Consider the following 12,219-nt stretch of genomic DNA (forward strand, 5'->3'; position numbering starts at 1 on the left):
GTATATGAACACTAACGATACACAACAAGAACACATTTATAATGAGCGCATTCAAGAAATTTTTCCTTTATTTGGTAGAATAAAAAAGGAAGACGACCCAATTTATAATGCTAGAGTTGATTTTAACACAGTAAAGTTTTTAACAAAACACGCCAACTGGAATTGGGACGAAGAAGAAAACAAAGATAAAGCATATGGGGTTATTCTTCAGAAATGCGACAAGACAAAGAAAGCTGGACAAGAGCTTGAAAGTGAAGTTAAAGAAAGGTTGAAAGAGTATGTTGATGATGTTGCAGGAGTTTCAATATACGGTAATCACGCAAGCATTACGCTGGGAGATAACAAAAAAGAGTTTAAAATTAGCGAATTTTTAAATAGTGATTTTTGTGAGAAGAATGAAATCTCGGGATTTTCAACATTGCATAGTGATGGAAAGAGCGGAATGCATGGTTTTGTTGCCGAGGAAGAAGGGAAAAAAAATAAGACATTATGTCGTAACTGATGGTTCATATGAAATGACTTTAAAGTGGTATGCGGAGGGGAAAGAATGTAAGATCAAAATTAAGATTGATGCTAACGGTGTAGACCTTGTTAAAGGTGATGATTTTTCTCTAGAACGGTTAGAAGTAAACAGAGATGTAAAAATAGGTGGTTTATTCTTGCATGAAATACAATTCAGGGAGAAAGGACAAGGAAAAGCGAATGAGATGCAACATAGTAAAGACAGTAACGAGCTATCATCTGAAACTACGACAAGAATTGATGTTAATAGAGATGTTAGTGTTCAAGCTACTGATATAACTCGAAAAAAAGAAGATCACCATTCACATTTTGGACCACAATCTAACAGCAGAAGGCAGTCTTACGATAGCGGAATTGGAAAAGATTTTGACGATAAAATTAATTCTCAGGAGGCTAAAGAAAAGCGTGAGCTTGGACAAGCAGCACGAGAAGCAAATTCGGGAGGTCAAGTTTATAACCTACAATCGCTTTTTGAGGAGAATCCTCAGAACAAAAAAACTCCTCCGCCACTTCCACCTAGAACTAGTTCACTACCACCTAAAAAAGGTGTTTTCGATGAGCAAGGGGGAGCCAAATCTGGAAGCCAAAAACCAGATGACTTGCGCGAAAATGAGCAAACACCTAATAATCAGCAAAAAGGTGCAACTTCTGATTCTTCAGATAGTTCTACTTTCACCAAGTCTGTAAGCCACAATCAAGATAATAGGCAAGAAGATGAACGGTATGACAATCCTACATTTGGACATGCTGTACCTGGAAGCCAAAAACCAGATAGAAGTGAGCAAACACCTAATGATCAGCAACAACCTAAAACCCAGCAACAAGAAGGAAATAGCAAAGGCGATCTGTTACAAGACATCAGAAATTTCAAGAAAAACAACTTACGGCACATTGATGTTGATGATAGAAAAGCATCAATTGCAGGAAGTAGAAAAAATAACCCATCACCGTTAGAGACATTAAAGGACATAATTCCTTATTCATCTTCTCCAGATAACAGTGATAACCAAGATGCTAGTGATGCTAAGTGGAAAGAAAGTGAACAGCCGCTCTCTGCTACAGCACTCAATAATAAAAGTGACTCGGGCTATTCATCTCCAACTCATGACAATAATGAACAATCTCAAGTAAATCCTGAACAGTTAAAGAAGAGCTTAGAGAACATTGAACAAAGTGATCAAACTCCACCTGAAAATCTTCTTAAAGAAATCAGAGATAGATCACAGCAGGATAATAGAGGATTAAGGCAAGTTGATCCTACTGATAAACTGTCACAAGATAAAGAAGATGGATTGCAAAAAGACGATTTAGCAGATGTAAAAATAGTGGAAGGTCCAACTATTAGTGTCTCTGCTTCAACACCAAATAGTATAAGTGATTCAGGCTATATATCTCCAACTAATAGTGATAGTAAATCTCAAACAGATTTAAAACAGGTAGGAAGGAAATTAGAAGAACATATTAGACAAAGTAATCTAACTCTATTTGAAGAACTTAAAAATACATTAGGTCAAGAAAATCTCGGGTTAAAACCAGCTGATCAGAGTCAGATTAGCGAAGAAACTAAAAAACGCTTGAGAGAAGTTGGGTTGCTAAAAGACAGCTCAACAGACATAAAAGCAAACGATTCGGGCTATTCATCTCCAACTCATGACAATAATGAACAATCTCAAGTAAATCCTGAACAGTTAAAGAAGAGCTTAGAAAACATTGAACCAAAAGAAATCGGAGATACGAGTGAGTTAAAAGGAGCATTGGGAAACCCGGATAAAGGGTTAAGAGAACCGGCACAGCAGGCTACTAAAGAAAATATTCCTAAAGATTCATTCTCAGAAAACATTTTAGAAAAGATAGGAGAAGGTAAACAATATGACCCTATACGTAAGTGGTTAGAAAAAACAGTGGCAGAACGAGAAAATAATGACACTAATCCAACTGTAGATAAAAATAGCGAACTATATAAATTACTAGAGAAAGATGAAGCACAACTGAAAGCTGGAGTAATAGAAGAAGAAAGAGGAGATACTTTAACAGAACACACTGATGGTTATGATCGCAATAGAATTGCATTAGCTAACAGAAATAAAAGACCACTAGATTGGGCTAAACAGGTTGCTGAGTCACAACAAAAAAAAGATACTAATAAAGGTATTTCAATATAAATTGAAGTTAAAATAATTGCTTAGCAAACAATAGGTTTCATGTAATGGTAACCCTATAACGGAAGAGTAGGAGCCGCGTAAGAACAATACGAACACTCCAGCTAGGCCTTGTATATTGCATCCCCCCGCCCTATTTTTCCACTCTTCTGATGCTAAATAATACTTAATTTCTTGTTCACTGAGACGTTTAAATTTCACTATTGTAACCACAGTCCTGATATGTTGTTTAGATTGATCGGGAGTTAATAGACATACACTGGTGTATACTCTATGCCTTCTTCCTGATAACAAGCGGATACATTTTTCTGCTTGCTCAACGTTTTCAGCTTTGAGCAATATCCTTCTACCACAAGCAACAACTGTATCAACACCAAGCACAAAATAATTTGGATTTAAACTTTGTACTTTCTCAGCTTTACTTTTTGCCATACGGATTGAGTAATCCTTCGGAAGTTCCTTTTTTAAAGGGGCTTCATCTATATCTGCTGGCAAAATTAAACCTGGCTCAATGTTTATTTGTTTTAGTAAAGCTATACGCCTTTTCGATGATGAAGCAAGAATAAGATTATTTAGAGATCGTTCTGTCACTTGTACCTTTAAGCCTTCTAATGATCCTACCCTTTCTCGCATTCCTATCGTAAATGCTCATCTCAACTAACACCCTATCCCCTATAATGATGCGTATTTTACTTCTTCTCACTTTCCCTGATACATGACAGATAATCTCATGTTCATTGTCCAGTTTCACTCTAAATTCTGCTGCAGGTAGTAAAGCAGTTACTGCCCCTTCCACTTCAAAAATTGTTTTCGATTTCTCGTCTTTTATCATATGTTATATTATAATTTAATAATCTTTTTTAGTCTACTATAGATTTTAAATTATTATCAACACAAAAGACCTTTTGCGCCCCACTTAAGTTGCAACTTAACCCCAACCATCTTCACAATGATACCCTACCTACGTTTCTACTCTCTGCCACCTTCTCAATAGAACTTATAGGACTTATGTTGAAAGATAAATCATTATCACAATTTTCTTCATCGCTATCAAGTCCACTATCAACGCTTAAAGATCTGAGTAATGTTGTCTTCTCTCTCAGTGGAACATAAGACTCATTATCAACGCTTGAAGATTTGGATAACCTTTTCTTCTGTCGTGGAGCATTACCAGACTCATTAGAAATTTCTCCCGTTAATTGATTGTTGAAGCTCCTTTGTTCATCAGCACGAATTTTTTCTTCCAGTCCATCAAGCATTCCTACCAATTCATCACCCCATTCATTTTCTTCTTCTAATAATTGTTTACACTTTTCTTTCTCACGCTCTAGCTCGTTTCTTAACTCTTCGACTTTATCTTCATCTTTAGTGAGTTCAAGTGTAAGCACCTTATCTCCTGGAAATTCCTCGTACTCGTTTTCTAGTTCTTCAATGTTGAGTTTTAGTCTCTCTTCTCCAAGTGTATCTTGTAAATCGCTATCCTGCCTATCTGATTCTTTAATCTTTTGCTCAATTTCTACTTGTACCTTATATTCCTGATCTAATTCTCTTAGCTGATCTTTCAAGCGCTCTTTCTGTTGGCGTCGTTCAACCATTATCTGTTCCGCATCTTCTCGTGCTTGATTTAGCTCTTTTTCCAAATTCTTCTTTCCTGCATTAACAATTTTCAGCTCTTCCTTTAGCTTTCTTTTTTCTTCATATACACCTTTAAGTTCTTGTGCTTTCCCTTGTAGCTCTTTTAACACACCTGCTAATTCTTCATTTTTTTGTGCCAGTTCAGTTTGCAATTCCGTGTTTTTTTGCTCCTCTTTTTCAAACCTGTCTTGTAAATTGCTATTCTGCTTCTCTAACTTTACAATTGTTTGATTAGCTTCTGCTTGGGTTGTTTCTAGTTTCTCCTGTAGTCGCCGATTTTCTTGTATTAATTCATGGTGCTTTTTATTTATCACTTGCAACCCTGCTTCTATTTCTTGCTTCAATTCAACAGCTTCTTTTTTCAAATTTGACATTTCTTGCTTCAATTCAACGTTTTTTTCGGACAGCATCTGATTATTTAAAATCAATTCATCCATTTGTTGTGAAGCAAATTCTGTCTGAGTTCCAGTGTGCTGTAAATTGACTTCTGTTTGAGTTGATGCATTGCTATTAATAGAAGGAGGAAGGCTATTGTCAGCATCAACTTTAGGGTCTAATTCTCCCTCTGGTTCCTCGCGATAGGCCGCTATAGACTCATTTTGAAAATTATTATTAGCAGTAGGTACAACATCAGCAGCCTTACCTTTTTCTAGTACAGCATCATATAAGGAGAGACCTTGAATATATAATTCATCGTTTTGCTTTATTAATTCTAAGATCTCATCCGACAGCACAAAATCTTCATCATTAAATTTTAGTACTTCAGTTATGCCATCGCTACTCACATTCATAATCATGGTACACATTTCGGATCCATCCTTTACAGGCCAAGTGCTTTTCATTTCATAATATGCGCCCTCTTTAAATTCATAATATCTTTCCTTACCTTTCCGATGAGCGTGTATTTCATGTTTTTTATTGCAATAGATATTCAGCTCTTTAATATCTTTCTCTTGCTGTAAAATGTCACTAATCCTGGTTTGCTCACTTCTATTGTAATTAATAAGATTGATATTCAAAACTCTATGAGTGTTATCGGTTTCTGTGTAATAAGCTCGAAACTCTACGCCTTTCTCTCCAAGATATTTACTTGCAGCTTCTTTTCCCTGCTCTGCCAACTTTATGCATTTATCTATATCTTCCTTAAAGCTCTTATTAGCAGACTCTGTTACTGCTTTATCTATGTACGTTTTTTTAAAATCTCCATCATTTATTAGGTCATAAAAACTCCACTTATCCCCAAAAGCCCTCTGCACGTAAGTGAAATTCTTTTTTTTCCTTTAGTTTTCCTAAGAACCACACCTTTTCTTTCAGATTTTTCAGTTGAAAGCTTACCCTTGCCTTTACACTAGAGTTTTTGGCAGGAATACTAACTTCTTCTAATTCTTTAAGTAATTTGTTATTTTTTATAATTGAGGAGCAAAACTTTACAATAGCAGAATTTGCAAACGAAGGATCTTTTTTTATATCTTCATCAATAATTTCTTTAAAATGTGCAAATTGAGGTAGAACATAAAAATTGATTATTTCTTTTTCTGATTTTGTTTTATTAGCATAAGAGATATCACCTAATTGTGAATATAACTCTTTTAATGTATGGTAGATAAGCGTAGAGTAATAAACCTCCCTATTCAGTGAAGTTGGTCCAATACACTTTTTAAGTTGATCACCTGTTTTTCCTGCCTCTGCTGTTTTTTCTTCTTTAGCCAAACTTCCAATCATAATACACCTCCTTAACTATATTTATATTATATCAATTAACATATATTAAAAGAAATCAAACTGTATAACCTCGCCCTACACTAACTTTTATGATTACTTAATTGTGTGAAAATAACTGCAAGTGTTAAACTTGAGCTTTTATTTTTCATTATACATTTCTTACTACATGTTTATACTGCTGTCTTGCATAATAGACTATTCGAAGTTACACAAGTATTTTTTTTATTAGATAAGAGTTAGTAATAGCCTGTTCATAATTTTTTCAGAAGTAAGGCAGTGAAAGCCAGAACTACCATTTGTAGGCTAGTATTGAGTTTTCGCTCACAATCTTCTACATTTTTCTAACCAAGCAAAAGATCGCTCCACAACCCATCTTTTGGGCAATACAACAAAGGAACGTAATTCATTTCTTTTGATCACTTCAACGGTTGCACCAATAATCGTTTTTATTTGAGTTACAAAATTCTCTCCAGTATAGCCTGCATCAACCAGTACATTTTTAACTTCCGAGAGGTTTTCTTTTGCATTTTCGACCATTCTCACAGCACTGCTACGGTCAGTTATCTCTGCTGTTGTTGTATAAATTGCATGCTTGCGTATCTACTGCAATACGGCCCTGAAATCTTCTTGCCTGCATCATAGCTTCAGCAGTATCTGCATTTTTTATACTCTGTGCATCAATTATGCAGAAGCTTTTCCGACCATTGTTTTGTCGCAATTATTTTTTTTAATACCAGCTCCAGAACACTTTCTTTATTTACATCTGGTTTTTCACTCCACTTCTTAAAATAGTCGTAACAATTGCGCCATTTTGGGAACTCTTTTGATACCATTCTCCACTGGCAACCACTTTTTAACACGTATAACACTCCACAAAATATATCATGTAAATCAAGTGTTCTTGGTTTTGTCTTCTTTCTGCAAGATTCCAGATCTGCTACAATAATCTCAAACTTTTCTCGACTTATGTCACTTGGTTATAAACTTCGCATATCCTACTTTATATACTTTATCCTCTCACTTTATCTCTTTTTTGAGATTACGTACAGGCTCTAAGATACAAAGACGTTTTCAGAAATCTTTAAGCTTAATAACATCCTCTCTCTTTGGACTAGTTGAGATTAGATGAATTGGTACACCTATTAATTTTTCTAACCCTTCTATATATTTTATTAAATTGATAGGCAATGTTTCAATCGACCTTTTACCTTGAGTGTTTTCTTTCCAGCCAGGAAACTCTTCATATATTGGCTCTAATTCCCCTTGTATTGAATGCGATACGGGTAAATAATCATACATTTTTCCGCTATACTTGTAACCAGTGCATATTTTAATTGTATCAAAAGAATTAAGCACATCTAATTTGGTTAATACAATACTTGAAACTCCAGAGAGTTGTACGGCCTGGCGCACTAAAACTGCATCGAACCATCCGCAACGCCTTCTTCTATTGCTCACTGTTCCAAGTTCCTTACCTATAGTAAACAAGCTATCTCCTACTTCATTTTTCTGCTCAGTAGGAAATGGGCCATTGCCCACTCTTGTTGTATAAGCTTTTACCACACCAATAATGTAAGCATTGGAGGATAACCCTGAGCCTGTTATTGCTTGCGATGCTACAGTATTACTTGAAGTAACAAAAGGGTAAGTTCCGTGGTCGATATCTAAAAATGCGCCTTGGGCACCTTCAAATATTATTTTCTTACCTTCTTTCATCAAGTCATTTAATATCTTCCACACAGGTTTTTTATATGAAAGAATTTTTTCTGAAATCTCTTGAATTTCCTTTAATATTTCTTCTTTTTTAACCACCTGGTAGTTAAGGCCTTTCCTGATAGCATTGTGGTAATTCAAAAGAGTATCCACTCTTTTATTGAGCTCATCTGCGTTTTCTAAGTCACAAAGGCGTATAGCTCTCCTTCCAACTTTATCTTCATAACATGGCCCTATCCCTTTGTTTGTTGTACCAATTTTGTGATTTCCATTTAAATCTTCAAATAGCTTTTCCTTGTCCTTATGTATGCTAAGTATTAATGGACAGCTCTCGGATACCATCAAGTTGTTATAGTTTACGTCTACTCCTTTAACTTTCAATGACTCTATTTCTGAGATTAGAGCGTGTGGATCAAGAGCAACGCCATTTCCTATGATAGATATTTTGCCTGGCCTCAAAACAGCAGAGGGCAGTAAATTTAATTTATAAACCTCATCATCTACTACTATAGTGTGCCCTGCATTATTTCCTCCCTGAAATCTCACAACTACATCTGCATTCTCAGAAAGATAATCTACTATTTTACCCTTGCCTTCGTCACCCCATTGCAGACCAACAATTACAATGTTATTCATCATTATTTTCTAGATTAATACATAAATATTAATGCAGTACGCTACAAATGGAAAGAGAAATCTACGCCTTTCCTACACCCCTTAAATAAAGAAATATACTGTCGATTTTCTTAATATATTACCAAATTATTCATCATTATATGATATAACTTACAGCATATTTACAGTAAGGTGTTATTTATGAAAGAGACAAAAGGAAAAAATAATAAGAGTCCAGTAGTTAGATTAAAGGCCACAGCTAAAGAGTTCAATTTTAGTAAATTAAGAGCAGATCAAGATAATAAATTAGCGAATTCCGGTGAAACAATGTTCTTAGATTTTCAAAGGATGAATTTTATTATTAACGGAAAAGAAATAGATAAAAATCTTATTATTGCATTTAAGGAACGAGCTAAGCACCGCAAAAGCGAACTTTTTAATAGTGATGATATATATAATGACGAAATATTTAACAAAAAAGGAACAAGAGAAATAGATACGGATCATGGCAAAGCTTTTGTTGCTTCAGTACTCGAAGATATTGAGAAAGAGCTTGTAAGTAATGCATTGGGTGAGCTATGGAAAAATCACTGTGAAAATTCCAAAACTGCCAATCATCAAAAAACCGATTCATATAAGAAAGAATTTGAAGAATTTTACAATGCTGGCCAAAGGTATGTCCATCTATTACCAACAGAGAAAGATGAAAACAAGGATTACCGTTCCTTTGCAAAAGAAGTTTTCAAAAAAATGTTCAGATACGCTGGGGCAGAAGTTCCAAGTGATGCTATTTTAGAAGAGCTAGTTACCAATTGTAATCAAGCAGGGTATGAGGCTGCTCCATTTATACAAACCCAACTTGCACTTGGACAGTCGTTCATAGTAGAAAATCCTAAAAAAGTAATAAACATTGATTGTGCTAACCAAAATAATGTGAGAATTAGATCTGATATGAGGCTACCAATACTCTCTGTTAAAAATCAAGTTATGCATGGCGATAAGATATGTAATCTGTCTAGTTCATTGGAATTTACAATTGAATCTCACAATGGTGAAGACTTTGTAACATACAGAGATGGTAAATTGTCACTTACTATTCCTAAAGAGTTAAAAAATTATAAAGATAATGGCAAGAGCTTGTTTGACATTATTAAAGAATATTTTCAGAAATTCTGTGCAAAATTAGGATTTAAACCTGAGACAAAAATACAAATAGAGCATGGCTTCGGTGCTCAAAGTAACTATTTAGATGGTACAATATCAACCACAGGATCAGATGCAAATGAAGAATTTATCAATCTTTTAAGCGAAAATCTCAGAGAGAGGTTATTGGGGTCAGGAGTTGCTCTAGAAGATGAAGGTGTTGATGAAGGTGTTGATGATGTTGTTGGAGTCAGAGTATCTACCGTTATAGATCTATTGAGTGATTATGCTAAATTGGAAGATAATAAAGAACACAGAGAGTTATTAATAAGTAAAGTAGCAGATAATTTAGGACTTTCCACTCAAGATAAAACAGCACCAGAAGTATTGATGGAATTAGGCTCTTTACCTTCTTTGACAAAAGGTCAGGTTAATCATAATCAAGTGCAGTCTGTTGTAAATACTTTTATTAAGTTAATTATTGAAGGGAAAAGCGAAGTATACAAAAAAGGAGGTGCGATTGATGCAATTCATAAGGAGATAGATAAGGCAATTGTTGAGCAAGAAAAAAAGCAACCAACAAACAAGATATAGAAAATGATAAATGGACAGATAGAATCAAAAAACAGAATTATTCTGCGGAATCACATGAACATTTACCTTAAAGATATTAGTAGGCTCTTTAAATATTTTAGAGTTCATGGTTGCAACGGTTGCTATTTTACAGTGCATCTCACGACCATAATCATGAACTTCTTCCATTAGCTGCTTTCCCATACCTTTTCTTCTATAATCAGAGTGCACCCAAAGCAAGTCAGTGTAAATTGAACCATAGATAACAAAACCGCTACACCTACAATAATTTGTTCAGTATCATCGCGAATAAAAAAAACAAATGGGTTACACGTACCTTTATCAACGGTTTCTTCATTAATCTTTTTGAGTAGGAATTCAATGTCTTTGCTACTTGGTGATGTGGTGTGTTCTATTTTCATCTCTCGGCCTAATACCGCATACTGATTTCTCTCTTTATCTTATATAAATTAATTAAGTAAAGTGAATACAGTATCCACACTACTAAAAAAAATGTGGCACAAAACATAAACATTACAATGAGTGGCAACAGCAAAGAACCTTCTATTGCTACTCCACCTCTTCTCAAAATGCTTGCAGGCTGATGAAGAGTAGACCATAAATTCACAGAAAATTTTACTATGGGAATATTTATAGCACTAAAAATGGCAAATACTGCTGCTGATTTTTCTGCCCTCGCTTCATTATCAAAAGCGCTCCACAATGAAAGGTAGCCAACATATAGGAAAAATAAAATCAGCATTGAAGTAAGCCTTGCATCCCATACCCACCAAGTGCCCCAGGTTCCTTTTCCCCAGATGCTGCCTGTGATTAAACATATTGCCGAAAAGACTGTCCCTGCAGGAGCAGCAGCATGTGCCAAGACACTAGCAATGCTATTGTTCCACACCAATGAAATAAAACTGAGTGATGCAATTAATCCATATATTCCAAGAGCAAGCCATGCAGAAGGCACATGAAGATACATAATTCGTACAATTTCTCCTTGTTTATAATCTTCTGGGGAGAAGAATAACGCCAAAGACATTCCAATTAAAAAACATGCGAAACAAATCACCCCAAGCCAAGGTAGAGCTTTCTTAGAAAAATAAGAGAAATTTGTAGGCTTTAATAAAAACATTCATTTTGAGAATAATTGTGTTAAGAATTTACCAATTAGTTTGAGTTTTATCAACAGGATAGTTTTTCTATATTTACGTAGGTCAACAAATTAGCATAATTTCAGTAGCAGATTGCTAGCTATTATTTTTAGTATATGACCCTTAAAAAGCTTAATCTACACTTAGTATCAGATTCAAGTGGTGAAACTGTTATATCAGTTGCAAAATCAGCTCTGAAACACTTTCGTTCTGTAGAAACGATCGAATATGTTTGGTCTTTTGTAAAAGGAGAAGAGCAGATTGACAAAATTCTGGAGGAAATTAATAGGAAAAGTGATGAGCATAATTTTGTTATATGCACTATTACTGATGATGAGCTAAGAAAATATCTAAAAGATAACTGTATAAAGTTGAAAATTCCCTATAGAGCAATATTATCACATATTATTAGAGAAATTTCGTCTTATCTTGAAATTGAAAAAGACGAAAAGCTTGACTTGCATACTGAGATAAATAACGAATATTTTCAGCGCATTGAGGCAATAAACTACACTATTAATCATGATGATGGACAAAATATTCAAGATATTGATAAAGCAGATATAATTTTGGTTGGAGTTTCACGTACATCAAAATCTCCCACCAGTACGTATTTAGCTTACCGAGGCTATAAGGTTGCAAATATTCCTTTTGTTAGTGGGGTACCCTTTTATGTCGACTTGGCAAAATTAAAAAATAAACTAACGATAGGGGTAACAATAGACGTAAGTAGGCTAATAGAAATACGCAAAAATAGACTTACTTCAATTAACAACGAAGATAATAGTATATATGCTAATCCTGAAAAAGTAGAAAAGGAAATTAAAGAAGCAGAGGAACTATTTAAGCAGAATAACTGGCCAATTATTGATGTCACACAAAAGTCGATCGAAGAAGTATCAGCAACAATTATACAATATTTTAATAAAATGTTATCAATTGACTAACTCTTGATAAGTGATTATAATGTAAGGTAA

Annotated in this window: 9 protein-coding genes and 3 pseudogenes; 3 read left to right on the forward strand and 9 right to left on the reverse strand. The window is 34.6% G+C overall.

Annotation, left to right across the window (positions count from 1 at the left end):
* The first annotated feature begins 4 nt into the window (after window positions 1-4).
* A pseudogene (locus ACEL90_RS01330) lies at window positions 5-2,684 on the forward strand (hypothetical protein).
* On the opposite strand, the gene ACEL90_RS01335 reads toward ACEL90_RS01330, so the two are convergent.
* The 6 genes and pseudogenes from ACEL90_RS01335 to ACEL90_RS01360 form a co-directional block, all read right to left on the reverse strand.
* The gene (locus ACEL90_RS01335; protein WP_423349071.1) at window positions 2,676-3,272 is read right to left on the reverse strand and encodes a Maf family nucleotide pyrophosphatase; all 597 of its coding nucleotides are present in this window, start codon (window positions 3,270-3,272) and stop codon (window positions 2,676-2,678) included. The pseudogene ACEL90_RS01330 and the gene ACEL90_RS01335 overlap by 9 nt on opposite strands.
* On the reverse strand, window positions 3,250-3,513 hold the full coding sequence (infA, locus tag ACEL90_RS01340; RefSeq protein WP_007550159.1) for a translation initiation factor IF-1: 264 nt from the start codon (window positions 3,511-3,513) through the stop codon (window positions 3,250-3,252). The genes ACEL90_RS01335 and infA overlap by 23 nt, the downstream gene beginning before the upstream one ends.
* A gap of 112 nt (window positions 3,514-3,625) precedes the next feature.
* The gene (locus ACEL90_RS01345) at window positions 3,626-5,572 is read right to left on the reverse strand and encodes a hypothetical protein (protein WP_423349072.1); all 1,947 of its coding nucleotides are present in this window, start codon (window positions 5,570-5,572) and stop codon (window positions 3,626-3,628) included.
* A complete protein-coding gene (locus ACEL90_RS01350) occupies window positions 5,550-6,038 on the reverse strand; it encodes a hypothetical protein (RefSeq protein ID WP_423349073.1) in 489 nt (162 codons plus the stop codon). The genes ACEL90_RS01345 and ACEL90_RS01350 overlap by 23 nt, the downstream gene beginning before the upstream one ends.
* A gap of 251 nt (window positions 6,039-6,289) precedes the next feature.
* Window positions 6,290-7,006 (reverse strand): annotated as a pseudogene (locus tag ACEL90_RS01355) (IS5 family transposase).
* Between the two features lie 103 nt (window positions 7,007-7,109).
* Complete coding sequence (locus tag ACEL90_RS01360; protein WP_423349274.1) at window positions 7,110-8,387, reverse strand: adenylosuccinate synthase; 1,278 nt, start codon at window positions 8,385-8,387, stop codon at window positions 7,110-7,112.
* A 180-nt stretch (window positions 8,388-8,567) separates the two neighbouring features.
* Here ACEL90_RS01360 and ACEL90_RS01365 point away from each other — a divergent pair.
* Window positions 8,568-10,174, forward strand: a pseudogene (locus ACEL90_RS01365) (hypothetical protein).
* On the opposite strand, the gene ACEL90_RS01370 reads toward ACEL90_RS01365, so the two are convergent.
* Genes ACEL90_RS01370 through ccmC form a run of 3 tightly spaced genes read right to left on the reverse strand, consistent with a single transcriptional unit; the run spans window position 10,128 to window position 11,223 of the window.
* Window positions 10,128-10,286: a hypothetical protein gene (locus ACEL90_RS01370; RefSeq protein WP_423349074.1), complete on the reverse strand. Its 159-nt coding sequence runs from the start codon at window positions 10,284-10,286 to the stop codon at window positions 10,128-10,130. The pseudogene ACEL90_RS01365 and the gene ACEL90_RS01370 sit on opposite strands and share 47 nt — an antisense overlap.
* On the reverse strand, window positions 10,271-10,504 hold the full coding sequence (locus ACEL90_RS01375) for a hypothetical protein (protein WP_423349075.1): 234 nt from the start codon (window positions 10,502-10,504) through the stop codon (window positions 10,271-10,273). Before ACEL90_RS01375 ends, ACEL90_RS01370 begins: the two co-directional genes overlap by 16 nt.
* A gap of 8 nt (window positions 10,505-10,512) precedes the next feature.
* Window positions 10,513-11,223, reverse strand: coding sequence for a heme ABC transporter permease CcmC (gene ccmC, locus ACEL90_RS01380; RefSeq protein WP_423349076.1), 711 nt, complete (start codon window positions 11,221-11,223; stop codon window positions 10,513-10,515).
* A gap of 135 nt (window positions 11,224-11,358) precedes the next feature.
* Between ccmC and ACEL90_RS01385 the strand changes: the two genes are divergently transcribed.
* On the forward strand, window positions 11,359-12,189 hold the full coding sequence (locus ACEL90_RS01385) for a pyruvate, water dikinase regulatory protein (RefSeq protein WP_423349077.1): 831 nt from the start codon (window positions 11,359-11,361) through the stop codon (window positions 12,187-12,189).
* Window positions 12,190-12,219: the final 30 nt, after the last annotated feature.

Origin of the sequence: Wolbachia sp. wLmal (assembly GCF_049435495.1) — a bacterium.
Taxonomy (GTDB): domain Bacteria; phylum Pseudomonadota; class Alphaproteobacteria; order Rickettsiales; family Anaplasmataceae; genus Wolbachia; species Wolbachia pipientis.

Excerpts from the sequence above, each read along its gene's own strand:
- ACEL90_RS01360 (WP_423349274.1), bottom strand. The coding sequence starts at position 8,387 with ATGAATAACATTGTAATTGTTGGTCTGCAATGGGGTGACGAAGGCAAG.
- ACEL90_RS01370 (WP_423349074.1), bottom strand. The coding sequence starts at position 10,286 with ATGGGAAAGCAGCTAATGGAAGAAGTTCATGATTATGGTCGTGAGATG.
- ACEL90_RS01350 (WP_423349073.1), bottom strand. The coding sequence starts at position 6,038 with ATGATTGGAAGTTTGGCTAAAGAAGAAAAAACAGCAGAGGCAGGAAAA.
- ACEL90_RS01375 (WP_423349075.1), bottom strand. The coding sequence starts at position 10,504 with ATGAAAATAGAACACACCACATCACCAAGTAGCAAAGACATTGAATTC.
- ACEL90_RS01385 (WP_423349077.1), top strand. The coding sequence starts at position 11,359 with ATGACCCTTAAAAAGCTTAATCTACACTTAGTATCAGATTCAAGTGGT.
- ccmC (WP_423349076.1), bottom strand. The coding sequence starts at position 11,223 with ATGTTTTTATTAAAGCCTACAAATTTCTCTTATTTTTCTAAGAAAGCT.
- infA (WP_007550159.1), bottom strand. The coding sequence starts at position 3,513 with ATGATAAAAGACGAGAAATCGAAAACAATTTTTGAAGTGGAAGGGGCA.